At 65.8% G+C, this 23,397-nt stretch carries 24 protein-coding genes and 1 tRNA gene; 13 read left to right on the top strand and 12 right to left on the bottom strand.

The window, feature by feature from the left end; genetic code table 11:
- Nucleotides 1-126 precede the first annotated feature (126 nt).
- The 3 genes from dhaK to dhaM are packed head-to-tail and all read left to right on the top strand — an operon-like array spanning nucleotide 127 to nucleotide 2,488.
- Nucleotides 127-1,128 (top strand): dihydroxyacetone kinase subunit DhaK, encoded by a 1,002-nt coding sequence (dhaK, locus tag RTN46_RS08995; protein WP_312180698.1) that lies wholly within the window; start codon nucleotides 127-129, stop codon nucleotides 1,126-1,128.
- 2 nt (nucleotides 1,129-1,130) lie between these two features.
- Complete coding sequence (dhaL, locus tag RTN46_RS08990; RefSeq protein ID WP_312180697.1) at nucleotides 1,131-1,772, top strand: dihydroxyacetone kinase subunit DhaL; 642 nt, start codon at nucleotides 1,131-1,133, stop codon at nucleotides 1,770-1,772.
- Nucleotides 1,769-2,488 carry a dihydroxyacetone kinase phosphoryl donor subunit DhaM gene (dhaM, locus tag RTN46_RS08985; RefSeq protein ID WP_312180695.1) on the top strand — a complete coding sequence of 240 codons (720 nt, stop codon included), beginning with the start codon at nucleotides 1,769-1,771 and terminating at the stop codon, nucleotides 2,486-2,488. Before dhaL ends, dhaM begins: the two co-directional genes overlap by 4 nt.
- A 39-nt stretch (nucleotides 2,489-2,527) precedes the next feature.
- Here the strand turns inward: dhaM and RTN46_RS08980 are convergent, their stop codons facing one another.
- Nucleotides 2,528-3,472 carry an A/G-specific adenine glycosylase gene (locus tag RTN46_RS08980; RefSeq protein WP_312180693.1) on the bottom strand — a complete coding sequence of 315 codons (945 nt, stop codon included), beginning with the start codon at nucleotides 3,470-3,472 and terminating at the stop codon, nucleotides 2,528-2,530.
- 86 nt (nucleotides 3,473-3,558) lie between these two features.
- Here RTN46_RS08980 and RTN46_RS08975 point away from each other — a divergent pair, with 86 nt between their 5' ends.
- Complete coding sequence (locus RTN46_RS08975; protein WP_312180692.1) at nucleotides 3,559-4,311, top strand: hypothetical protein; 753 nt, start codon at nucleotides 3,559-3,561, stop codon at nucleotides 4,309-4,311.
- 31 nt (nucleotides 4,312-4,342) lie between these two features.
- Here RTN46_RS08975 and disA read toward each other — a convergent pair whose 3' ends face one another.
- The 3 genes from disA to RTN46_RS08960 all read right to left on the bottom strand — a co-directional run bounded on the left by disA (nucleotide 4,343) and on the right by RTN46_RS08960 (nucleotide 8,145).
- Nucleotides 4,343-5,419 carry a DNA integrity scanning diadenylate cyclase DisA gene (disA, locus tag RTN46_RS08970; RefSeq protein WP_312180691.1) on the bottom strand — a complete coding sequence of 359 codons (1,077 nt, stop codon included), beginning with the start codon at nucleotides 5,417-5,419 and terminating at the stop codon, nucleotides 4,343-4,345.
- 149 nt (nucleotides 5,420-5,568) lie between these two features.
- Complete coding sequence (radA, locus tag RTN46_RS08965; RefSeq protein ID WP_312180690.1) at nucleotides 5,569-6,936, bottom strand: DNA repair protein RadA; 1,368 nt, start codon at nucleotides 6,934-6,936, stop codon at nucleotides 5,569-5,571.
- Between the two features lie 78 nt (nucleotides 6,937-7,014).
- On the bottom strand, nucleotides 7,015-8,145 hold the full coding sequence (locus RTN46_RS08960) for an FUSC family protein (protein WP_312180689.1): 1,131 nt from the start codon (nucleotides 8,143-8,145) through the stop codon (nucleotides 7,015-7,017).
- Nucleotides 8,146-8,410: 265 nt separating this feature from the next.
- Between RTN46_RS08960 and RTN46_RS08955 the strand changes: the two genes are divergently transcribed.
- From RTN46_RS08955 to pstB, 4 genes are all read left to right on the top strand, one after another.
- Nucleotides 8,411-9,529, top strand: a complete 1,119-nt coding sequence (locus tag RTN46_RS08955; protein WP_312180688.1) for a phosphate ABC transporter substrate-binding protein PstS — start codon at nucleotides 8,411-8,413, stop codon at nucleotides 9,527-9,529.
- Nucleotides 9,530-9,710: 181 nt separating this feature from the next.
- Nucleotides 9,711-10,643 (top strand): phosphate ABC transporter permease subunit PstC, encoded by a 933-nt coding sequence (gene pstC / locus RTN46_RS08950; RefSeq protein WP_312180687.1) that lies wholly within the window; start codon nucleotides 9,711-9,713, stop codon nucleotides 10,641-10,643.
- Between the two features lie 2 nt (nucleotides 10,644-10,645).
- Nucleotides 10,646-11,743: a phosphate ABC transporter permease PstA gene (gene pstA, locus RTN46_RS08945; RefSeq protein WP_312180709.1), complete on the top strand. Its 1,098-nt coding sequence runs from the start codon at nucleotides 10,646-10,648 to the stop codon at nucleotides 11,741-11,743.
- A gap of 77 nt (nucleotides 11,744-11,820) precedes the next feature.
- Nucleotides 11,821-12,600 carry a phosphate ABC transporter ATP-binding protein PstB gene (gene pstB / locus RTN46_RS08940; RefSeq protein ID WP_312180685.1) on the top strand — a complete coding sequence of 260 codons (780 nt, stop codon included), beginning with the start codon at nucleotides 11,821-11,823 and terminating at the stop codon, nucleotides 12,598-12,600.
- Between the two features lie 75 nt (nucleotides 12,601-12,675).
- On the opposite strand, the gene RTN46_RS08935 is transcribed toward pstB, so the two are convergent.
- From RTN46_RS08935 to RTN46_RS08925, 3 genes are all read right to left on the bottom strand, one after another.
- Nucleotides 12,676-13,686, bottom strand: coding sequence for an inorganic phosphate transporter (locus RTN46_RS08935; RefSeq protein WP_312180683.1), 1,011 nt, complete (start codon nucleotides 13,684-13,686; stop codon nucleotides 12,676-12,678).
- Entirely contained in the window at nucleotides 13,687-14,250 is a 564-nt protein-coding gene (locus tag RTN46_RS08930; RefSeq protein ID WP_312180681.1) for a nuclease PIN, read from the bottom strand. It abuts the gene before it with no gap.
- A 277-nt stretch (nucleotides 14,251-14,527) separates the two neighbouring features.
- On the bottom strand, nucleotides 14,528-15,172 hold the full coding sequence (locus RTN46_RS08925) for a hypothetical protein (RefSeq protein WP_312180680.1): 645 nt from the start codon (nucleotides 15,170-15,172) through the stop codon (nucleotides 14,528-14,530).
- A gap of 199 nt (nucleotides 15,173-15,371) precedes the next feature.
- On the opposite strand from RTN46_RS08925, the gene RTN46_RS08920 reads away from it, so the two are divergent.
- Nucleotides 15,372-15,444, top strand: a tRNA-Lys gene (locus RTN46_RS08920).
- A 48-nt stretch (nucleotides 15,445-15,492) separates the two neighbouring features.
- Here RTN46_RS08920 and RTN46_RS08915 read toward each other — a convergent pair.
- Nucleotides 15,493-16,191 (bottom strand): WYL domain-containing protein, encoded by a 699-nt coding sequence (locus RTN46_RS08915; protein WP_312180678.1) that lies wholly within the window; start codon nucleotides 16,189-16,191, stop codon nucleotides 15,493-15,495.
- 74 nt (nucleotides 16,192-16,265) lie between these two features.
- Here RTN46_RS08915 and RTN46_RS08910 point away from each other — a divergent pair, with 74 nt between their 5' ends.
- Nucleotides 16,266-16,991: an alpha/beta hydrolase gene (locus tag RTN46_RS08910; protein WP_312180677.1), complete on the top strand. Its 726-nt coding sequence runs from the start codon at nucleotides 16,266-16,268 to the stop codon at nucleotides 16,989-16,991.
- Between the two features lie 15 nt (nucleotides 16,992-17,006).
- Here the strand turns inward: RTN46_RS08910 and RTN46_RS08905 are convergent, their stop codons facing one another.
- From RTN46_RS08905 to RTN46_RS08890, 4 genes are all read right to left on the bottom strand, one after another.
- Nucleotides 17,007-17,321: a metal-sensitive transcriptional regulator gene (locus RTN46_RS08905; protein WP_312180676.1), complete on the bottom strand. Its 315-nt coding sequence runs from the start codon at nucleotides 17,319-17,321 to the stop codon at nucleotides 17,007-17,009.
- 31 nt (nucleotides 17,322-17,352) lie between these two features.
- Nucleotides 17,353-19,539 carry a heavy metal translocating P-type ATPase gene (locus tag RTN46_RS08900; protein WP_312180674.1) on the bottom strand — a complete coding sequence of 729 codons (2,187 nt, stop codon included), beginning with the start codon at nucleotides 19,537-19,539 and terminating at the stop codon, nucleotides 17,353-17,355.
- 72 nt (nucleotides 19,540-19,611) lie between these two features.
- Nucleotides 19,612-19,905 (bottom strand): CDGSH iron-sulfur domain-containing protein, encoded by a 294-nt coding sequence (locus RTN46_RS08895; RefSeq protein ID WP_312180673.1) that lies wholly within the window; start codon nucleotides 19,903-19,905, stop codon nucleotides 19,612-19,614.
- Complete coding sequence (locus RTN46_RS08890; protein ID WP_312180671.1) at nucleotides 19,902-20,990, bottom strand: iron-containing redox enzyme family protein; 1,089 nt, start codon at nucleotides 20,988-20,990, stop codon at nucleotides 19,902-19,904. Before RTN46_RS08890 ends, RTN46_RS08895 begins: the two co-directional genes overlap by 4 nt.
- Before the next feature lie 142 nt (nucleotides 20,991-21,132).
- On the opposite strand from RTN46_RS08890, the gene RTN46_RS08885 reads away from it, so the two are divergent.
- The 3 genes from RTN46_RS08885 (at nucleotide 21,133) to RTN46_RS08875 (ending at nucleotide 23,372) form a co-directional block, all read left to right on the top strand.
- Complete coding sequence (locus tag RTN46_RS08885) at nucleotides 21,133-21,723, top strand: hypothetical protein (RefSeq protein WP_312180669.1); 591 nt, start codon at nucleotides 21,133-21,135, stop codon at nucleotides 21,721-21,723.
- Nucleotides 21,724-21,903: 180 nt separating this feature from the next.
- Nucleotides 21,904-22,635, top strand: a complete 732-nt coding sequence (locus tag RTN46_RS08880) for a hypothetical protein (RefSeq protein WP_312180667.1) — start codon at nucleotides 21,904-21,906, stop codon at nucleotides 22,633-22,635.
- A complete protein-coding gene (locus tag RTN46_RS08875; protein ID WP_312180665.1) occupies nucleotides 22,632-23,372 on the top strand; it encodes a hypothetical protein in 741 nt (246 codons plus the stop codon). The genes RTN46_RS08880 and RTN46_RS08875 overlap by 4 nt, the downstream gene beginning before the upstream one ends.
- Nucleotides 23,373-23,397 lie beyond the last annotated feature (25 nt).

Here is a 23,397-nt window from a genome sequence, read left to right as displayed (position 1 = left end):
TTCCAAGCCTGTGCAGCGTCCGCGCCGAGGGGTAGGGTTGCCTCAAACAGCGGCGGGCAGGCCCAGATCCCCGCCCGTTTTATCCCGTCCTTGTGGGCAACTTGTGGGTAAAAGGAGCGCCAGGCCATGAAGAAACTCATCAACGATCCCCGCGCAGTGGTAGCCGAATCCCTGGAAGGGTTCGGGCAAGCCCACCACGACCTCGTCACGGTGCACACCGATCCGGCCTACGTGCTGCGCCAGGATGCGCCGGTCCGGAACAAAGTCGCGCTGGTCTCGGGCGGCGGCAGCGGCCACGAGCCGCTCCACGCCGGTTATGTGGGCCGGGGAATGCTCGACGCCGCCGTCCCCGGGGCGGTCTTCACCTCACCGACACCCGACCAGATCCTTCCCGCCATCACTGGAACAGACGGCGGCGCCGGGGTCCTGCTGATCGTCAAGAACTACACCGGAGACATCCTCAACTTCGAGACCGCTGCGGAACTGGCGCAGGTCGAAGACATCCAGGTCCGCACCGTGGTGGTGAACGACGACGTCGCGGTGGAGGATTCGCTGTACACGGCCGGCCGGCGCGGGGTTGGCGGCACCGTACTGCTGGAGCGGATCGCCGGAGCCGCTGCTGAACGCGGAGATGACCTAGACGCTGTCACCGCCATCGCCGAACGGGTGAACGCCAATGTCCGCTCCATGGGCGTCGCCCTGAGCGCCTGCACCGTCCCGCACGCCGGAGAACCAAGCTTTGAACTCAGTGAGGACGAGATTGAGCTCGGTGTGGGTATCCACGGGGAGCCCGGCAGGCGCCGGATGCCCATGACGGCGGCGGACGTGATCACGGACCAGCTGCTCGAACCGGTGCTCGCCGACCTGGGTGCGGCCTCCGGAGACCGGGTGCTTTTGTTCGTGAACGGTATGGGCGGCACTCCGCTCAGCGAGCTGTATATCGTGTACCGTCACGCAGCCAAGATCCTGGCCGAGCGCGGAATCCGGGTGGAGCGCTCCCTGGTCGGCAACTACATCACCGCCCTGGAAATGCAGGGCGCGTCAGTGACCGTGCTGAAACTCGATGACGACATGATCGATTTGTGGGACTCGCCGGTTCATACCGCAGCCCTGCGGTGGGGAGTGTAGGGATGGACCTGGATGCCCAGTGGGCCGCTGCCTGGATGCACCGCGCGGCAGTGGCAATGGCCGAAAACCGGCAGCGTCTGATCGACCTCGACCGTGCAATCGGAGACGCCGACCACGGCGAGAACATGGACCGCGGCTTCACGGCGATCGTGGAGAAGCTCGATGCCGACGGCGTTCCGGCCACGCCGTCGGACGTCTTTAAGCTCGCGGCCATGACCCTGATGTCCAAGGTAGGCGGCGCAGCGGGCCCCCTCTATGGCACAGCGTTCCTGCGCGGTTCCACCGCCGTCGCCGGCAAAAATGTCCTGGGTGCGGACGACGTCGTCGCCTTCCTGACTGCCGCACGGGACGGCATTGTCAGCCGCGGCAAAGCGGAGCCGGGGGATAAGACCATGGTCGATGCCTTCACGCCCGCCGTGGAAGCCGCGCAGACCGCGGATGCGGCTGAAGCCACCGGGGCCCAGACCCTGGCCGCCGCGGCCAACGCAGCAGCCGCCGGACTGGCTGGAACCGAACCGCTGATCGCGCGCAAGGGCCGGGCGAGTTATCTCGGGGAACGCAGCGCCGGCCACCTCGATCCCGGAGCGGCCTCCACGACCCTGATCCTGCAGGCCGCTGCCCAGGCCGCAGGGGAGACCGCATGAAGGTCGGGCTCGTGATCGTTTCGCACAGTGACAAACTGGCGGAAGGACTGTGCGAACTTGCCGGGCAGATGGCGCCGGACGTGGCGATCATCGCTGCGGGCGGCACTGACGACGGCGGGATCGGCACCAGCCTGGAGAAAATCCAGTCGGCGATCGCCCAGGCGGAGGGCGGAGCCGGCGTGGTGGTCTTGGCGGACCTGGGGTCGGCTGTGATGACCACTGACATGGCACTGGAGTTCCTTGAACCAGATCAGCGCGAGTTGGTCCGGCTCGCCGACGCACCCCTGGTGGAAGGTGCTGTTGCCGCGGCCGTGGCTGCCCAGACCGGACAGGACCTCGAAGCCGTGGTCCGGGACGCGGAGGCGGCGGCGGCTTCGATGGCCGGTGCCGGGCAGGTCAGCGGCGCAGTCCCGGCGGACGCGGGCCCGGAGCTCGACGACATTGACCAGGACGACGACGGCGTGCACACGGCGTCGTGGGAACTGATCAACCCGTTGGGGCTGCACGCCCGGCCGGCCGCGGCAGTGGCGCAGGCCATGTCCGACCTCGACGCGGATATCACGATCAACGGCGTCGACGGAAAATCCGTGATGATGCTGATGACCCTTGGGCTGAAAGCTGGCGAAACCCTCACCGTTTCGGCTCACGGACCAGACGCGGAACGGGCAGTGGAGATGCTCGGACTGGAAGTCCGGAACGGTTTCGGGGAAATCTAGCCCGTAAACCAGGTACCCACGCCCCTGCGCAGCGGCCCGCTAGGCCGGAAGCCGCACCCCGGCGTCGGACAGCTCTGCCAAGCCGTCCCGCAGCAAACCGTCCAGGGCCCGCTCGAGCTGCTCCGGGGGCGCGGCCAGGGCGTGCAGCGCAGCCAGCGGACCAAGCGCCGCATCTGCTTCAGGAGCCACCAGGTCAACCGGGCCGGTGAGCAGCAGTTCGCGCAGCACGGGGCCCTCGGCCTCGCGGAGCACGGCCATCAAGGCCCCGCGAACCTGGCGGTCGGTGCCATGCCAGGACTGGCCTTTGGGCACATAATGCGGCTCCGGGCGGCCGGCGCGCACCCAGGCGCAATCCGCCTGCACCGGACAGTCATCGCAGCGGGGACTGCGGGCCGTGCAGACCAGCGCCCCGAGTTCCATGACTGCGGCGTTCCAGGCCACCGACCCGGCGTCGTCCACCGGCAAAAGCGAGACCGCCAGCCGCATCTCCGCTGCCGTGAGGGACTGTGACGGCAATGCATTGCCGGTCACGAGCCGGGCGTGGACGCGGCGGATATTCGTATCCACCACTGTTTCCCGCCGCCCGAACGCAAAAGCTGCCACCGCTGCCGCCGTGTAGTCGCCCACGCCGGGAAGAGTGAGCAGCCGCGCGTACGTATCGGGGACCTTGCCCCCGTGGTCGGCAACGATCGCCGTGGCCGCCGCGTGCAGGCGCAGGGCCCGTCGGGGGTATCCGAGGCGCCCCCAGGCCCGGACGGCTTCGCCGCTGGCCTCAGCTGCTAATGCCCCCGGCTCGGGCCACCGCTCCATCCACTCCTGCCAGACGGGCAGGACGCGGACCACGGGGGTCTGCTGCAGCATTACCTCGCTGACCAGAATGCCCCAGGCACCGCAGTCCGGTTCACGCCAAGGCAGCCGGCGGGCGTTATCTGCGAACCATGAGGTGATGCGGGTATGCAGCTGCAGTATTTGGTCCGGTTCCATGCTGCTCCCTCGGTATTGACCAGCAATACTCTACTGACCGGCGTGGTGTGCGCAGTAATCGAGGCCGGGATCCATAGCCTTAACCCATGGCGGTAAAAGGATCCCAGGGCCGGTCTGGGCCGGGGAGCAGTTCGGGCAAGGGCAAAACGCGCGCCGGAACCGGCCAGGGCGGCCGCCGCCCGTCCACCCAGCCAGGCAAGCCTGCCCAGCCGAGCAAGGCAGTCTACCGGCGGCGCCGGCTGGCCCTGCTGCTGGTCGCGGCCGTGGTCCTAGCCAGCCTGGCCTGGGGAGGATTCGCACTGGCAGGAGCCTTGACGGCGGATAAGGACGCCTCGGCCTCCGGTCCGTCCCAGCCGGCTCCCAGTGCTTCGCCGTCAGGTTCAGCCACCCCAAAGGCAGACAGTTCCAAGTCCGGGGAGCCCGCTCCCTCTGATGAGCCGGCCGAAACCGATGCCATGTGTCCGGCCGCCGCGGTGACCGTGGCCGCTTCCACCGATGTTCCAGCGTACGCGGCCGGGGCCAACCCGCTGCTGACGCTCTCGGTAACCAACACCGGGTCCGAACCGTGTGAAATCAATGTGGGCACCAACCAGATGGAATTCATCGTCACCAGCGGCTCGGACCGCATCTTCTCCTCCGCGGATTGCCAGGACGGCGGCGAAGACCTGGTGAAGGAGTTCGCTCCCGGTGCCACGGAAAAGGCCAATTTCACCTGGGATCGGATGCGGTCGGCGCCGGGCTGTGGTGCCGTCGCCAGCAACCCGAACCCGGGCTGGTACGTCTTCACCGCCCGCCTCGGCGAGACCACAAGTGAGAAGGCCGTGTTCCAGCTGGACTGACCCAGCAGGCCTGCCCGGAGCGATACCGGAGTTACATAAAGCGGTCGAGCAGGCTTGTTTCGGCGATCCGGGAAAGACCCTCGCGGACGGTGCGGGCACGCTGCTCACCAATTCCGTCCACCTGCATCAGGTCTTCGATGTTGGCTGCCATCAGGTTCTGCAGACCGCCAAAATGATCCACGAGCCGGTTCGAGACAGCCGGCGGCACGCTCTTGATGTTGCTCAGCAGCCGGTAACCGCGCGGCTGCACCACTGCTTCAAGCGAATCCTGGCCGGGCTGGAAGCCAACCACTGCGGCGATCTTGCCCAGGTCCACCATGTCCGAGGGGCTGAGGTTCTGCAGTGTCGCGATCCGCTCCTCCACATCGCCCTGATCGCCACTGACGTCAGCGTAGTCCCGGATGATCATCTCGCTGCCCGGGCCGAGGCCGGTGGTCAGTTCCTCCAGCTGCAGGGAGAGCAGGCGGCCGTCGAGGCCGAGTTCCAAAACGTACTGGGAGATTTCCTCGGAGATGCGGCGCACCATTTCCTGGCGCTGGAGGGTTACCGCTACGTCACGCATGGTGACCATGGCTTCGATCTCCAGGGCGGAGAGCGAATTGGTCACCTGGTCCAGGCGTGCGCGGTAGCGCTCAAGGGTGGCCAGCGCCTGGTTGGCGCGGGCCGCCACGGGCTCGGAACCTTCCAGGACGTGTCGGAGTCCGCCGACGTAAAGCTGGATGATCTGCATGGACTGGCTGACGGAAATTACCGGGAACCCGGTCTGGATCGCAACACGCTCAGCGGTGCGGTGACGGGTCCCGGACTCATGTGTCTCAATGGTGTGGTCGGGCACCAGCTGGACGGCGGCCCGGAGGATGTTCGCGCCATCCTTGTCGCAGACGATCGCGCCGTCCATTTTGGCCAGTTCGCGCAGGCGGGTGGAAGAGAACTCGATACCGATATCGAAGCCGCCGGAGCAGATGGAGTCCACCGTGCGGTCGAATCCGAGGACAATCAGCGCACCGGTACGGCCTCGCAGGATCCTTTCGAGCCCATCGCGCAGCGCGGTTCCGGGGGCTACCCTGGACAGGGTGGCCTTCAGCGCATCCTCGGGGGTGCGAGCCATTGTCACTTTCCTTCCGGCCAGTCCGGCCCACGGACGTTCTGGGCGTGGGTGCGCAGATACTTCCCCATAATAGTGGGCAAACCGGTCACATTTGCCACATTCGTCACGGGAGTATGGCAAAAGAACCTGCTGAATCGGCCTGCCCGGACCTAGAAGAGCAATTCCAGCGCCTCGGAGAGCGTGGAGACCTCCCGGACCTTGAATCCCGCAGGAACCTGGCCCGGACCGTTGGGGGACGCCGGAACCACGGCATGGCTGAAACCGAGCCGTTCGGCTTCCTGCACCCGGCGGGCAATCCCGGGGATGGGGCGGACTTCTCCGGCCAGCCCCACCTCACCGAAGGCGATGAGCCGGGCGGGCAGCGGCTTGTTCATTTTCGCCGAGGCCACGGCCAGGGCGACGGCGAGGTCGGTGGCGGGTTCGGTGAGCTTGACGCCGCCGACGGTCGCCACGTAGCTGTCGTCTTTGGCTAGGTTCATCGATGCCCGCTGCTGCAGCACCGCCAGCAGCATCGCCACCCGCGCCGAATCCAGGCCGCTGGTGGCCCGGCGTGCCTGGGCGTTGCCGGTTTCCGCGAGCAGCGCCTGCACTTCGGCAAGCAAGGGACGCCGTCCCTCCAGCGTCACGGTGATGCAGGTTCCGGAGACGGGGTCCTTGGTCCGCGAGACAAAAAGACCGCTGGGGTCAGTCAGGCCCTCGATGCCGTCTTCGGTGAGATCGAAGCAGCCCACTTCGTCAGTGGGTCCGTAACGGTTTTTCACCGCACGGAGCAGCCGCAGCCGGGAGTGCCTGTCGCCGTCGAACTGGCAGACCACATCCACCAGATGCTCCAGCAGCCGCGGACCGGCGATGGAACCGTCCTTGGTGACGTGCCCGACCAGCAGTGTGGCCATGTTCCGGGTCTTGGCCGCGTTGATCAGGGAGGCGGCGACTTCGCGGACCTGACTGACTCCGCCGGCGCTGCCGTCCACCGCCGTGCTGCTCATCGTCTGGACCGAGTCCACGATCAGCAGCGACGGTTTGACCTGCTCAACCTGGCCCAGGGCCTGGCCCAAATCGGTTTCGGCACTGAGGTACAGGTTGCCGGAGAGCGCACCGATCCGCTCGGCGCGGAGTTTGACCTGCGCTGTGGATTCCTCACCGGTGACGTACAGGACGTCGCGGCCCTGCCCGGCCACCCGCGCGGCGACGTCCAGGAGCAGGGTGGACTTTCCGACGCCGGGTTCCCCGGCCAGCAGGATCACGGCACCGGGCACGAGTCCGCCGCCCAGGACCCTGTCCAGTTCGCCGACGCCGGTCTGCTGGTAGGCAGCTGTAGTGGCGTCGACGTCGGCAATCAGCTGGGCAGGGCGGGCGACGGTTGCGGCCGCAGTGGTCCGGGCCACGACTTCGCCGGCTTCCTCGACCGTGCCCCAGGCCTGGCACTCACCGCAGCGGCCCACCCATTTAGCGGCGGTCCAGCCGCATTCTGTGCAGCGGTAGTTGGCGGTTTTCGCCCGTGAAGTCTTCGTGGCCATGCCATCAGGCTATCCCGCGGCACTGACACGCCCCGGAAGGGCGGGGCGCGCACCGCGGCGCACCGCCCGGCAGCGCAGTTAGACCTTGGAGAGGTAGGTCACGGCTTCTTCGTGGGAGAGCCCGGTGGCTTCGAGCAGATCGACAACCAGGGGGCGGAACAGCATAACCAGTGCGTCGCCCTGCAGGTCGGTTACCGCCAGCGACGCCGGGTGCAGCCGCGAGCCCACAGCCGCCAGTTCGTTGCGGGCCTGGCGGAGGTGGCGCTCCCGGGTTGCAGGCGACTCGCCGCCGCCCAGCGCCCGGGCCAGCACGTCTACGGCGTCGGCTGTGTCATTGATGACCTCTGAGATCTTCTCCACCGCCTCATCCGAGAGGGCGGCGTGGTTGATCACGGAGGTGGTCCGGCGGGCGAACACCCGGCTGTTGCGGATGGCCAGGTCCAGGTAACTGACCGAGCCGCGCAGGTCTCCGAGTTCGGCCAGGTAGCGGCGGTAGGCGGGAGAAATCCGGGCAACCTCGCGGGCGTCCCGGATGCTGCGTGAAAGCATGTCCAGCTGCGGCTGGGTATTCCGGGCCCGGACCAGGGCATGCCAGGCCAGCGTGGAGTCACTGCGGGCCAGCGCCTCGGCGGTCTGGCGCAGCACGGCGGAGAGTTCGCTAAGCAGCTCACGCACATTCGACTTCGGCTCGCGCCGGGGATCGCGCGGCGCCAGCATGGTGACAATCAGGGCGAAGATCCCGCCCACCACGGCGTCGGCACTCCGGGTGAAGACCCCGCCGTCGGGTGCCGGAAGCAGCACCACCAGCAGGGACTGCAGGCCCAGCTGGGTGGTGAAGATGACGCCGCGGTCCAGGAAGCGGGCCAGCATCAAGGAAGTGAAAAGCACGATGGCGGCCTGCCACAGGCCGTTGCCAAGCACCTGCAGGAGGAGTTCACCGACGGTGATGCCCAGGGTGCAGCCAATCCCGACTTCCAGCACCCGGCGGGTCCGCGGTTCGCGGGAGAAGCCAAGCGAGATCAGAGCCGCGGTCGCGGCGAACAGCGGGGCATTATGGCCCAGGACGTACTCGGCGAAGGCATAGGCGCCCACCGCACAGATGGTCATTTGCAGTGCGGGGATCACCGAGGCGCCGCTGCGTTTCAGCCCGATCCGGAACCGGTCCCGCAGGAAACCGCGGGTGGCGGAAAGGCTGTCACGGGCTGGCATGCCAACAGTCTAGGACGGCGCGCGGCAAGTCCGTGCGCTGTGCCGACAGTGTGACCTCCTTTCAGGGTCTCCCGGAGCCCGTCCCGGAGCCAGCTGGAAGCCCCGGATCCCGCCCCTGCCGCAGAATTCCCGAACTGCTTGGCCCCAGTTAACTTTCCGTTCACCTTGGCGGGTCAGTCTCATCTCGGGACGAACGAAAAAATCCCAGCGATCAGACTCCCGGCGTTGACGCGCCGGATATACCCCCTTGAAAGGGAACACAATCGTGAAGGTATTCCGCTTTGGCCGCACCGCGGCCGTCCTTTCGGTGGCAGCACTGGCCTTGGCCGCGTGCGGCAGCGACAACGCCACCGGCGCCGCCGGCTCCGAAACATCTGCCTCCGCCTCGACCGTCTCGGGGACGCTCTCCGGCGCCGGTGCCAGTTCGCAGGCTTCGGCCATGGATGCCTGGATCGCCGGTTTCAACTCAGCCAACCAGGATGCATCGATCCAGTATTCCCCGGACGGTTCGGGTGCGGGACGCGAGGCGCTGCTGGCCGGCGGCGCCCAGTTCGCCGGTTCGGATGCTTACCTCTCGGACGAGGAAGTTGCTTCCTCCCAGGCGGTCTGCGGCCCCGACGGAGCCATCAATGTTCCTGTCTACATCTCCCCGATCGCCATCGCGTTCAATCTGGCTGGCGTGGATGAACTGAACCTCGACGCCGAAACGATCGCCGGCATCTTCCGCGGAGAGATCACCTCGTGGAACGACGCAGCGATTTCCAGCCAGAACGAGGGCGTCGAGCTGCCCGCCACCCCCATTACCGTGGTCCACCGCTCGGATGACTCCGGAACCACGAAGAACTTCACCGAGTACCTCGCTGCTGCAGCCCCGGGCGTATGGACCACCAAGGCCGACGGCGAATGGCCCGCGGAGCTCGATGGGCAGGAGAACGCGCAGGGCACCAGCGGCGTCGTCTCCGCAGCAAGCGCGACCAACGGCGCAATCACCTACGCGGACGCCTCCGCCGTGGGCGGCATGGGCAAGGTCTCGGTCAAGGTAGGCGAGGAGTACGTTGCCTACTCCTCCGACGCCGCGGCCAAGGCCGTCGAAGCCTCGACGCCGGTCACCGGCGCGGGCCGCCCCGAGCTGGACATGGCCATGGACCTGGCCCGGGACACCACCGAATCGGGCGCATATCCTGTGGTTTTGGTCTCCTACCACATCTACTGCACCGCCTACCCGGACCAGGCGACCGTTGACCTGGTCAAGGCTTTTGGTGAGTACGTAGTCAGCGAAGACGGCCAGGCGGCCGCCAGCGAGGCCGCAGGTAACGCCCCGCTGTCCGCTACCCTGCAGGAGCAGGCCATCAAGGCGATCGAATCCATCAAGGTCGCTTCCTAGTTCCATTCCGGCTGCTCCGGCCCCCGCACCACGCCCCACGGGGCGGTGCGGGGGCATTGGCCCGGCAGGGGTCAGCTTGAATCTCACCGGCTGACAGTGAAAACTGGCGAGTACGGTGTCTTGTCCACAATTCAGCAAAAAACGCAGCAGATTTGCCAACAAAAGTTCGAAGGGTTGTGCAGTGTCAAGCAAGTCAATACAGGGCGCCGGCGGTGCTGGCCGCGCGGGAGACAAGGTCTTCTCCGGTATCACGCTGCTCGCGGGCTGCCTGATCCTGACTGTCCTGTTCGCGGTCGCGGCGTTCCTGCTCTGGCAGGCGCTTCCCACCTTCACTGCATCCTCATCGGAGATCTCGGGCGGCTCGGGCTTCTTTGCCTATATCTTCCCCCTGGTCATCGGTACGGTCATTGCCGCCGCAATCGCGCTTTTGATCGCCACCCCGGTGGGGATAGGCGTAGCACTCTTCATCTCGCACTACGCTCCTCGCCGGATCGCCCAGGGGCTCGGCTATGTCGTGGACCTGCTGGCGGCAATTCCATCGGTGGTCTACGGTGCCTGGGGCATGACCGTCCTGGCTCCGGCACTCGTGGGGCCGTACAACTGGCTGGCGGAGAACGCCGGCTGGATCCCCATCTTCGGTGGTCCCGCGAGCCAGACCGGCAAAACCATGCTGACCGCCGGCGTTGTGCTGGCCGTGATGGTCCTGCCGATCATCACCTCCCTGACCCGGGAAATTTTCCTGCAGACCCCGAAACTGCATGAGGAAGCTGCGCTGGCCATGGGTGCCACGCGCTGGGAAATGATCCGGATGGCCGTGCTGCCGTTCGCGCGGCCCGGCATCATCAGCGCCGTGATGCTTGGTCTCGGACGCGCCCTGGGAGAAACCATGGCCGTGGCCCTGGTGCTCTCCTCCGGCGGCCTGATTGCCAGCCTGATCAAGCCGGGAAACCAGACCATCGCCGCCGAAATCGCACTGAACTTCCCCGAGGCCTACGGGCTGCGGCTCTCTGAGCTGATCGCCGCCGGCCTGATCCTGTTCGTGATCACCCTGATCGTGAACGTGATTGCCCGCTGGATCATCAGCCGCCACAAAGAATTCTCGGGAGCCAACTGATGATTGAGACCACCCTGACCCGTTCTTCCACCCTGACGAAGAACAAGCTTCCCGGCTACGCGATGTGGGCCGTCCTGGGCGCGTCAATCGTGCTCGGCGCCGCGCTCTCGGCTCTGCTGGGATTCCACATCGCGTCCTTTGCCATTTTCGCGGCGCTCCTGTTCGTGGCCGGCAGCACCATCGTCACGCGGATTGTCGAGGGAAGCCGGCGGGCCACGGACCGGTTCGCCACGAACCTGATCTACGGTTCATTCATCCTCGCCCTGATCCCGCTGATCTCGGTCATCTTCACCGTACTGGTCCGGGGTGTCCCGGGGCTGAGCTACGACTTCCTGTTCACCTCCATGGGCGGGATGACCGGAACCGTGGACAACAACACGGCCGAGACCGGCGGACCTGTCCTCGGCGGCGCCTATCACGCCATCGTGGGTACCTTGCTGATCACGCTGTGGGCCACCATCATCTCCGTGCCGATCGGCCTGCTGACCGCCGTCTACCTGGTGGAATACAGCAAGGGCGGACCCCTGGCCCGGGCAATCACCTTCTTCGTGGACGTGATGACCGGCATCCCCTCGATCGTCGCCGGACTGTTCGCCGCGGCATTCTTCGGGCTGCTCTTTGGGCCGGGCACCCGCACCGGCTTCGTCGCCGCCGTCGCGCTTTCAGTCCTGATGATCCCGGTGGTGGTGCGTTCCACCGAGGAAATGCTGAAGATCGTGCCCAACGAGCTGCGTGAAGCTGCCTACGCCCTGGGTGTCCGGAAGTGGCGGACCATCCTGAAGGTGGTCGTACCCACTGCCATCTCCGGCATTACCTCCGGCGTCACGCTGGCGATTGCCCGGGTAATCGGCGAAACGGCTCCGCTGCTGGTGACTGCCGGGTTTGTGAACACCATCAACCTGAACGTGTTCGCCGGCTGGATGGCCAGCCTGCCTACCTTCATCTACCGCCAGCTGATGAGCCCCACTTCACCCACCAACACGGACCCGAGCACCCAGCGAGCCTGGGCTGCGGCACTGCTGCTGATCGTTATGGTCATGCTGCTGAACCTCGGTGCCCGCCTCGTGGCCCGGATCTTCGCGCCCAAGACCGGCCGCTGACCCTCCAGACCCGGCCGCTGCGGCGGCACCGGAGAATCCGCACGGATGCTCCACCGGAACAGAACAGAAGGAAACACATGTCCAAGCGAATCGACGTCAAGGGCCTCAACGTCTACTACGGCGACTTCCTGGCGGTCGAAGACGTCACCATCAAGATGGAGCCGCGTTCGGTCACGGCGTTCATCGGTCCGTCCGGCTGCGGCAAGTCCACCTTCCTGCGCACCCTGAACCGTATGCATGAGGTCCTTCCCGGCGCACGCGTCGAGGGTGAAGTCCTGCTCGACGGCGAGAACCTGTACGGACCCGGCGTTGACCCGGTGACCGTCCGCAGCCACATCGGCATGGTCTTCCAGCGGCCCAACCCGTTCCCCACCATGTCCATCCGGGACAACGTGCTGGCGGGCGTGAAGCTGAACAACAAGCGGATCTCCAAGTCTGACGCCGATGACCTGGTGGAGAAGTCCCTGACCGGCGCGAACCTGTGGAAAGAAGTCCGGGACCGGCTGGATAAGCCCGGTTCGGGCCTTTCCGGCGGCCAGCAGCAGCGCCTGTGCATTGCCCGGGCCATTGCGGTTTCCCCCGAGGTGATCCTCATGGACGAGCCTTGCTCCGCCCTGGACCCGATCTCCACCCTGGCCATCGAGGACCTCATCGAGGAGCTGAAGAGCGACTACACAGTGGTGATCGTGACGCACAACATGCAGCAGGCTGCCCGCGTCTCGGACAAGACGGCGTTCTTCAACATCGCCGGCACCGGCAAGCCCGGCAAGCTGATCGAGTATGACGACACCACGGTCATCTTCAACAACCCGTCCGTGAAGGCCACCGAGGACTACGTCTCCGGCCGTTTCGGGTAACCCGCCCCCGCGAGATAGCAGAAAGTGCCCGTTTCAGTCCTGAAACGGGCACTTTTGCTATCCGCCGGGGGGGGGCTAGAGCAGGGGGCTGAGGGCCAGGAAGAAGATTGCGCCCAGCAGGGCCGCTGCGGGAGCCGTGACCACCCAGGTGAGCAGGATGTTGCGCAGGGGAATGAATCTGACGGCGGCGAAGCGGCGGTTGGCTCCGGCCCCGACGATGGCCGACGTCATGGTCTGGGTGCTGGAGAGCGGGATGTGCAGCCACAACCCGCCCAGGAACAGCATGCCCGTAGCCACCGCTTGGGCGCTCATGCCGCGCAGCGGATCGATCCGCACCAACCGGTAGCCAAGGGTATGGGTGATCCGCCAGCCGCCGAACAGGGACCCTGCGGCCAAGGCGGTGCCGGCAAAGACCTGCACGGCCCAGGGAATCTCCCCGCCGGTTGAATACCCGGCAGCCACCAGGCCCAGGACGATCACGGCCATGGTCCGCTGCCCGTCCTGCATTCCGTGGCCGAGCGAGAAGGCGGCCGAGAGCACGGACTGCGCAATGCGGTTCCCGGCGTCTCCTCGGCGCAGCGAGCTGTACCGCATCAGCCACATCACCGGGTACACCAGCAGGTAGGCCAGCACGAAGGCGATCGCGGGGGAGAGCAGCAGCGGCAGCGCAATCTGGTCCCAGAGCACCTGGAAGGATTCGGTGACGCTGGATCCGCTGACCAGTGCGGCCGCAGCTCCGGAGCCGACAAGGCCGCCCACCAGCGCATGCGTGGAGGAGGAAGGCATCCGCCGCCACCACGTCCACAGGCCCCAGGCGCACGCCGAGATCAGGCCGGCTATGAGGATTCCCAGGCCGCTGCTCCCAGGGGGAAGCTTAACGAAGAGGTCCGCCAGGACCAGTGCCAGGGCGGTGCTCATAAGCGCGCCCAGGAGGTTGAAGACGCTTGCCAGCACGACGGCGACTGCCGGGGTCAGGGCACGCGTCCGCACTGCTGCGGCGACGGAATTGGAGACGTCGTGGAAGCCGTTGATGAAGGCATAGCAGCCGGCAAAGGCAACCACGGCAACGAGCAGTGCGGTGGTCACCTACGATTCCCGGACGAGGATGTTGCCCACATAGGTTCCAACCCGGCGCAGTTCCTTCGACGCTGCTGCCAGCTGGTCAGCCAGGTCCCTGTGGCGGATGTAGGAGAGCGCCTTGTGATCGTTCATCAGCTCGGCCAGCCACATCCGGTGGGTCCGCTCCACCCGCTTGCTGAGGCGCAGCATTTCGATCCAGTAGTCTTCCAGCTCCTCGAGGGAGGCAAGGGTGCGCATGGCGGCGACCGTCAGTTCGGACTGCCGCCCCACCACCTCAAGCTGTTCGGCGGCCCGCCGGGACACGTTCGTCAGCTTGTAGAGGGAGATGATCTCTGCTGCACTGTCCAGCCGTTCCATCAGGGCCAGCAGGATGAGGGAGAGGTCGTAAAGGTCTTCGCGGGGCAGCGGGTTGATGAAACTGGTCCGCATCTGCGTCATCAGCGCGAAATGCAGCTCGGTGGTCTCCGCCTCAAGGGTGTGCAGCTCCTCGGCGAGCCGCGGAAACTCCGCAGGCTCTGCCCCAAGCGCTTCGGACAGGGTGGCAGTGCCACGGACGGCCTGTGCGGCCATGCGGGAAAGAAGGTCCAGGCCGGCGCTTTCCTGCGGAAACAGCCGGAGCTTCATCGGACAGGCCAGTTGTGCTGGGAGCTCATCACACCGGTAAGAATATCCGATGTGGAACAGAGTAACGGTGCCGGACCGGGAGCGCCTCTCGGCGGAAGGCCGCTCGAAGCGGCTCTAAGTTGAAGCCCGGGGGTTCCGCGGTCCGACACCAATTTCAGTTTTCTACTCCCCGTCCCCGATGTCAACCGGAGCATCCACAGGCTCGGAAGCTTCTCACGTGTGGCTAGTCCAGTTCTCCCCGGCGCCATGCGTCCGCCGAATGTTCCAGGTCCTCCGCGGTCCGCACCAGCTGGCGCGCATTCCGGGTCAGCGCTGTGGCGCGGGCGCCGTCAGCCGCTTCGGCCGAATCCGCATGATGGGTTTCCCCGAGCGCCACGACGCGGCAGAACGCCGCGAACCGCTCCAGTGCGACGTCGAAATCCCCTTCGAAGGCGCCGGACAGGATGGTATCCGCCATGGCCCGCACCTCGTCGGCGCCCAGGGGCTCGGCCACGCCCGCGACCACCTTCGAGACCTGCGCGGCTTCTTTACCGGCGGCATAAAACGCGGCCATGCGTTCCGGGTTCTGCTGGACAGCCGCGCGAAGTGCGTACAGCCGCCACAGTGCACCCGGCAGGGATCGTGCCGGGCTGGTCGCCCAGATCTCGGCAACGGCTTCCAATCCCTGTTGATCGGCAAGCTCCACCAGCCGCCGGGTGACCTCAGGGTCGTCGTTTTCCCGCCCGTGGCTGACCAGGGCCTGCGCCGCCAGGTGGGCAGCCTCGGAAACCCGTGCGGGATCGGCCCCTCCCGGATGGTTGGCGAAGTCCATGGGGGCATAAAGCTTCGGCTTGTGATGGCGGGGAATTGATGAATCCGACTCACTCATGCCTTGAGAATACTCCCGCCCGGACGTGGAATCGAGGTGGCTTCCCGCCGCAGGAGTCCCGCCGGACGGACAGTCGAAAGAGCCATCCTGAGAAGGGCGGAGAGGGTTTCCGCGTTTCCTCGGCTGTGCGATAAAGTGGAAAAGTCGACACGGCAGGTGGGTTCCGTTTTTAAGGATCAGCACCTGGCTTTGTTGGTGGGGGCCTTTAGCTCAGTTGGTAGAGCATCGGACTTTTAATCCGTGGGTCGTGGGTTCGAGCCCCACAGGGCCCACCCAATGTCGGATGTTCAAACCTGCGGCGTCCGCAGGTTTGAACATCCTCACTCGCCGGCACTGTGGACGGACTTGGCTGCCGCTGGAGGAATGCCGATTTCCTGGATGCTATGGCCAGTACAACGCATCCTCGTTACGCTGGCCTGCTCAATGCGCGTCACGAGGAACCAGCGCATTTCATTCCGCAGCTGACACCAGCCGATCAGATACCAGCGGCCATTCGTAGAAGCGAAAATCACCGGCTCGACGTCGCGGGTGGTTTTGTCACCGTTCCGCGAGCTGTACTGGATGCGTACAACATATTGATCAGCCATTGCCTCCTCAATGGCCGACCTGACTGCCCGCGTCGGTACCGGTTCGGTATTGACCCAGACACGACGCGCGAGCTCGTCAGCCTTCTTCCGGGTCCGAGGGTCAAGCACGTCCAGTATTTTCCGAATGCCCGCTGAGGCAAGGTCAGCGTAGGGGGCATCGGGGGCTGCTGAGACTGCTGCGAGGAGCGCAACGGCTTGGGCCGGGGTCAAGCTGACAGGCGGGAGGCTGGATCGGGCAGCCAGGCCGTAGCCGCCGCCAGGCCCCGGACGCGACCAGATCGGCGCCCCGCTGTTCTCGAGCGCGTCGAGGTCCCGCTTAATCGTGCGCACCGACACGCCAAACTCGCTCGCTAGCCGGTCAGCCGTGCACCCCTGAGCACCGCTGCGCCGCAGCATTTCCGACAACGCGTGGAGCCGCTCTCCTCTTTTCATGTTCCACACCCTAGCCAAAATCAGGCCAGAAATAGTGACATACCGCTGTCCAAGAGGCCTGCGAGGATCGTGGCATGACGACAGACTCGAAGAGCCCGACCATCCTTCTGATCCCCGGACACTGGCTGGGGGCGTGGGCGTGGGACGAGGTCCTGGAACACCTGGCTGCCAAGGGCGTACGGGCTGTTCCGGTCACCTTGCCCGGTCTCGACGCAACAGACCCGGACAGAGCGTCCAGGACCCTCCAGGACCAAAGCGCGGCGGTGGAGCAGGTCCTGGCTACTGACTCCGGCCCGGTAGTCATCGTTGCTCACAGCGGAGCCAACGCTCCAGTGAGCCTCGTACTCGATCGGCACCCCAATCAGATCCGCAGGGTGATCTGGGTCGACAGTGGCCCGGTCGCATCCGGCACCGTCTTCGCCCCCGACGCCCCCGCGGAAATGGAAGAGCTTCCGCTGCCGCCCTTCGAAGCGCTCAGCCAGCAAGCCAGCCTCGAGGGCCTAAACGCCGACGTCCTCGAGCGTTTCCGGACCCGGGCAGTCCCCGAACCCGGACCCGTGCTGCGCCAGAGCGTGGAGCTCAGCAACGAGGCCCGTTTCAAGGTGCCGACCACTCTCGTCTGCTGCTCGATCCCGAGCACGCAGATGATGGAGCTGGCCGACTCCGGCCATCCCATGTTCGCCGAAGTTGCCAGGCTCGAGAACCTGGACCTTATCGACCTCCCGACAGGCCACTGGCCCATGTGGAGCCGTCCCGCCGACCTTGCCGAGGTTCTCGCAGCAGCCTCCCTGGCCGGCTAAGGCGGACAGGTCGGCTCAGGACTTCACAAGCCGCGCGATGGCGTCGGAGGCTTCCTTGATCTTCTCGTCCGCTTCGGGGCCGCCGGCCTGGGCAGCGTTAACGACGCAATGCTTGAGGTGGTCATCGAGCAGGGCCAGGGCCACGTTTTCCAGTGCCGAGGTCAGTGCGCTGATCTGGGTGAGGATGTCGATGCAGTACGTATCCTCATCCACCATGCGGTGGATGCCGCGGGCCTGCCCCTCGATGCGCTTGAGGCGGGCGAGGTAGCGGTCCTTGTCGCTGATGTAGCCGTGCCCGGTTCCGCCGGCTGATTTGGTGGTGGTCGCCATCGTGGGTGTGCTCCTGAATCGCGGTGCTTGGTTAGTTGGAAATGGAGTGGGCAGTGTTGCCGCTGCCGCTGGGGACTGTGCTGTCATTGCCGGTAAAGCGGGCAGCGCTGGTCGCCGGCGACAGATCCAGACGCCGCAGCAGCTGGGCATTGAGGGCAACGACGACGGTGGAAGCGGACATCAGGATCGCACCAACGCTCATCGGCAGCACGAACCCAATCGGCGCCAGGACGCCGGCGGCCAGCGGCACGGAAATAAGGTTATAGCCGGCCGCCCACCACAGGTTCTGCTTCATCTTCCGGTAGCTGGCCCGGGAGAGGTCGATGACCGAGAGTACCGAACGGGGGTCGGAGCTGGCCAGGATCACCCCGGCGGAGCCGATTGCGACGTCGGTGCCGGCGCCGATGGCGATTCCGACATCAGCCTGGGCGAGGGCGGGGGCGTCGTTGACGCCGTCGCCGACCATGGCGACTTTCCTCCCCTCAGCCTGGAGCGCTGAGACCCTGGCGGCCTTGTCCTCGGGGCGGACGCCGGCGAAGACACGGTCAATGCCCAGCTCCTTGGCCACGGTGTCCGCGACGGCCTGCGCGTCACCGGTGATCATCACCACCTGCGCGCCGGCGGCGTGCAGGGCCTCAACGGCCTGCCGGGACTCGGGGCGGACTTCATCGGCCAGCCGCAGGGCGCCGACGACGTTGCCGTCCACCAGCACATGCAGGATGATCGCGCCTTCAGCCCGCCACGTATCGGCGACCGGAAGTTCGCTGGCGCCATGCTCCTCGAGGAGATACGGTCCGCCGACCTCCACCACAGTGTTTGCGCCTGCGACAGTGGCCTTGACTCCGACGGCAGGGGAAGAGGAGAAGTCCGTTGCCTTGGGTACGCTGAGCCCGCGGGTGCGCGCTGCCCCAGTGACGGCCCTGGCCAGGGGGTGCTCGCTGTCAGCTTCGGCAGCGGCGGCAAGTGCCAGGACCTCGTCCCCGGTCCGGCCGTCAACTGGTTCGACGGCGGTGACGGTGGGCTCGCCCTTGGTCAGGGTGCCCGTCTTGTCGAACAGCACCGCGTCCACGGTGCGCATGGATTCCAGGGCCAGGCGGTCCTTGATCAGGACGCCGCCGCGGGCAGCGCGTTCGGTGGCGATCGAGACCACCAGCGGGATTGCCAGCCCAAGGGCGTGGGGGCAGGCGATCACCAGCACGGTGATGGTGCGCACCACGGCGTCGTCGGGCAGTCCAACGAGCGACCAGACGACGGCGGTGATGACCGCCGAGCCGAGGGCGAACCAGAATAACCATGCCGCTGCCTTGTCCGCGACCCGCTGGGCGCGGGATGAGGATCCCTGCGCGTCGGCCACGAGTTTCTGGATACCGGCCAGTGCAGTGTCATCGCCGATGGCTGTGACCTCGACCCGCAGGCCGGAGTCGGTCGCGACGGTGCCGGCAACAACCTGGTCGCCGCGCCCGCGGCGTACGGTCCGGGACTCGCCGGTAACCATGGACTCATCCATGCTCGCGGAGCCGTCGACAATTTTTCCGTCGGCTGGCACGGACGCGCCGGGCCGAACGATGACGACGTCGCCTACCACCAGGTCGGCGGGGGAAACCTTGACGACGTCGTCGCCGTCGACCTTCTCTGCCTCATCGGGCAGCAGCGCCGCCAGGGAGTCCAGGGCGGAGGTGGTCTGGGCCAGGGAGCGCATCTCGATCCAATGGCCCAGCAGCATAATCACGACCAGCAGGGCCAGTTCCCACCAGAAGTTCAGTTCAGGGTCGAGCAGGTGCAGGCTCGCACCCCAGGAAGCGATAAAGGCCACCGTTATCGCCAGTCCGATGAGTAGCATCATTCCCGGTTTCCGGGACCGGACCTCGGAGACGGCGCCGGTCAGGAAGGGCCGGCCGCCCCAGAAGTACATGACGGTGCCCAAGACGGGGGAGACCCACCACACCCAGGCGGCGTCGGGCAGGTGGTAGCCAATGAGATGGGCGAACATGTCGTTGAACCCCACCACGGGGACGGCGAGGATGAGCATGATCCAGAACAATCGCCGGAACTGTCCGACATGGTCGCCGTGCCCGCTGTGCCCATGTTCTCCATGGCCCCCTTGCCCATGATCCGCGTGTTCGTCCTGGCTATGGGGAGAATCAGCCGCTTGGGCATGGTGGCCGTAGCCGCGGTCGGATTCCGCTGAATGATCCACTTGCGGGTGTTCTTCGCGCATGCCTTCACCATATACCCCATAGGGGTATAACCCAACAGGGAAAGCCCAGTCATGTGGTCTTAGCTGCGTTGACTAGTCCGTGGCGGAGCTGCGCTTGAGCAGCTTGTGGGTGCCGTCGCACCAGGGTTTGATCTTCGAGCCGCCGCAGCGGCACAGCGCCACAGTCTCCCGGTTCTTCGGAACCGGTGTTCCATCGGCGTCAAAAACCTCGAAGTCTCCGCGCACCAGCAAGGGGCCGCCGGGGCATGCCATGACTGACACCGGGTCAGGGCTGCCGGAAGCGCTGTCCCGGCTTCCTGCGGCGACAACGCTCACGCCGGTGGACTCGATCAGTGCGTCGGGATTGCCCGCACGGGTGCTGCTCACGCCGAAACCCCGGCCGCTGCGGCATCGGCGGCCAGGGCAGCGGCAGCCGGATGCGGATCGGAGCCGGGGGCGCGCAGCGCCGACGTGTTCTCCTTCCAAGCCGTCAGCTGAAACTCGCCCTGCAACGCGTCGAGAGTCAGGACGGTCGCCGCACCAAAGAGGATGTCCGGCAGGAGCTCCGGTTCGGCTTCCGCCAGACCGCCGGCAAGGTCACGTGCAGCTATCTGCTCATGCACGGCGTCGGCTTCGACATGCTCGTCAAAGTAGTAGGTGACGTCGGAATCGAATCCCGCCCGGCGGAAACCCTTGGCGTAGAAGGAGTTCGGGATGGAAGAGGTCATCTCAAAGGCCGCCAGGTGCCCGGCGATACTGCCCCGAAGGCGGCGGTTCAACCCGAACAGGGACATGGCGTTGGAGGAGGCGAGTACCAGTGCGGGAACCCGGTCCAGGTAGTAGCCATATCGGGCGTCCAGTCCCAGGCCCTCCATTGTGCGGGCGAAGAGCTTCGAGTGCATCCGTTCCGGGCGCCCGCCGCCGTACTCGTCGGCTTGGATTTCCACCAGGGCTGCCTTGGCCCGTCCAACCGGAAGGCGCGGGATGGCCCAGCTGTGGGGATCCGCCTCGCGCAACTGGTAAACGGAGCGCAGAATCAGGAATTCGCGCAGTTGGTCCTCGGTGGCATGGCGGGCAATGCAGCGGGAGACCGAGGGGCCGTCGTCGTCGGCTGCCATCCCGAAAAGTGTCTGCGCCACCGGTTCGGCTTCAGGAGCCGGTGCTTCCGGAACGGGAACTACCTTCCGCAGGGTGGCTTCGAATGCGGCTTCCAGGGTGCGCCGCAGGCGGATAAGCTCAGGTTCCCATTCCAGGGCCGGATCCACCCCGTCCAGCCCGCTGTAGTGGAGCTCGTAGAGGCAAAAGAGCGCGAGTTGGATATCGTCGTCGCGCAGCAGGTCTTTACTGCCGGCCAGGGCGCTCTCGCCCAGTCCCGCTAGCTGACCGAACTTCTCGGGCGGAGCATCAGCACTCGCCAGGAGCGCATCCAAAAGCGCGGAGCTCAGCATTCCCCGGGGGGCAGGTAGCAACATGTCGTTCCTTAGTTGTGAGGCCTCATGCGATGCTGGAGGTCCAACGGTTTCCGCCGGAAACTCCGGACATAAGCATACTTGGTATTTTGGGGACTATCCCAGATGCTGGGGGTGCCGGCGGGGGAGGGTAAGGGGGCAGCGTATGCCTGGCATGGACGGCGGATTGCTTGCTGCGATCCCTGCAATCCTGCTTGCGGCTGCTGCCGTGCTGTTCACGGCGCCCGCTTTGGATTCAGCCCTGCGCAGGGATGACGGGGAGCGCCTGTTCTGGGTTGGGTTCACGGGACTGCTGACCGCAGTCCTGGCCGTGGCGTGGGCCGGCCTGGCAGGGACGGGTGCTGCCGCAGTAACGGGGCTTGGCCTGCTGGCCGGGTCCGCCGGTGCCTGGATCTGGCTTCGCCGCCGGCAACGGGCAAGGAAACTCGCGCGTGCGGAGAAAGCCCACTCCAAACAGCTCAACTCCTTGGAACAGCGCCGGGAATCAGTGCTTCGGGAGTGGAGCTCCTATGAACTCGACCCCTGGAAAGGTGTGGACTATCCGGGGCTGGGCGACGTCCGGGAAAAGGCGACCAGCCGGCTTGCCCGTGCCGCGCGGGATGCCCTTGCCGCGAAGGAGGAGGCGCAGTTCCGCCCCTTGGACGCTGCTGCCCTTGGCGCTTATGCAGCCGCCGTTGACCATCTCGAGGAAGCCTGGGAAGCTGCTCGCCTCGCCGCGCGCCGGCGTGCCGGGTGACGTATACGGGCGGGCTCAGAACCCGCCACGCAGCGTAGGTAGCGGCCGGAAAAACCAGGCAGGGAACCACCCGTTAATTGGAGCTGGCTCCCGCCTCTGCATATGGGGGGAACGCAGAGGGGGGAGCCAGTTCCAGAAGTATACTAACTGGTAACCGGAGAATCCAATCGAGGAGGCGCAGTGGCGGTAGCGGCCAAGGCTTTCCAACATTGGCGCGCCACCGTAGCCCCGCACGAGTCGACGACGGACCTGTGCCGGATGACCGGTATCAAGCGGTCAACGCTCGCCCAGCAGCTGGTCCGGAACAAAGTCTCCATGGCCACCGTCATACGCGTGGCCAGGGCCTATGGGCAGGATCCCGTCACGGCGTTGTCCTCCTTCACCGAGTTTGCCGGCCTGGATCAGGGCAGGCGCGAGCCGACGCAGGCCGAACTCATCAGCCAGGTGTCCTACCCCTGCATCCTCAAGGCGCTTTTGGACCGAGCCACGGCGACCGAGGGCGCCAAGATACGTGAACCGGAATTATGCGACTACCCGCACACCAGCTCCGTGCGGCAATGGTTTGATGCCATCGACCCGGGGGATCTCCGTCAGCAGCTCTCGACCGTAACGGGCACAGCGCCCCAGAACATCTCCGCACAGCTAACCGCGGGACGCCTGGCACCGGAGCTGGCGATCGCGGCCGCCCGGATTGCGGGGGTATCGCTCACCAGTGGGCTTGTTGTCACCGGCGTACTGCAGCCTGAAGAGGGCGGGTGGCCGCCTAAGGGCCGGGAGAAGGCCATTGCGGAGCTTTCCGATGTCGACTTGGTGATCCTGGCGCGGGATCGCCTCGATGCGCTGTCAAAGGTGTTGCGCAAACGGGAACAAGACGAGAAGTTCGATCAGGCACTATTGGAGAATTTGGGATGACCGTAGATGTTGCCGTCCAAGCGACGGCCTTGGGCCTTGCTGTCCTGCTTCTGTTGCTGCGGTTGCCGGGTGCCTTGCGGGGCCAGAACCGTGCGATGTTTGCCGGAATGGTGCTGATCATACTCGCGATGGGGCTCAGCCTTCCGGGCTTTTACAACGTCGCAGACGCCTGGCTTGGTGGGCAGAACCTGGCCAACCTTGTTCTAAGGCTGACGCTGTACGCCGTATTTGTCATTTTGGGTGTGAAGACAGCGGCGGCTTTTGGCGCCCTGGGAGCACGGAGGCTGATCATCGGGCCGGTAGGCATTGCAGCGCTGGTCCTGACTGTGGGGCTGACGGTCTACTTCTTTGCCGCCAGCGACCTCCCCGAGTCCTCTGTCGGACTGCAGGCCTACGAGACGCAGCTCACGGTCCAGTCCTACGCTTCACTGGGGCGCCTGTATCCCGCCTATGTAGCCGCCTGCCTTTGTGGTCCTGCGATAGCGGCGGCTGGAAACCCCCGGCTCCGGGTCCTGCGCCGGTTTGGGTCAGGGTTCTTTGGTGCAGGCTTGGCGCTGGTCGTTATTTTCAGCTTCCTGCAGGAAGTGGTCTATCTGGGCATCTTCACTGCACTAATTCCCTTCCTGGCCGCAATCCTCGCAATTTCGGGATTGCTCATTATGTGGGTATCGCGCGTGCAGCAGCGTCGGCGTCCAGCATTGAACCCACTGGCGGAAAGTTACCGAAATGTGAGTTGAATTTCACAAATTTTGTTCACAAGTT

It is taken from the genome of Arthrobacter sp. (assembly GCF_031988865.1).
GTDB lineage: Bacteria > Actinomycetota > Actinomycetes > Actinomycetales > Micrococcaceae > Arthrobacter_B.
The sequence above is the reverse complement of the archived record's forward strand: the minus strand, read 5'-3'. Positions and strand labels throughout refer to the sequence as shown.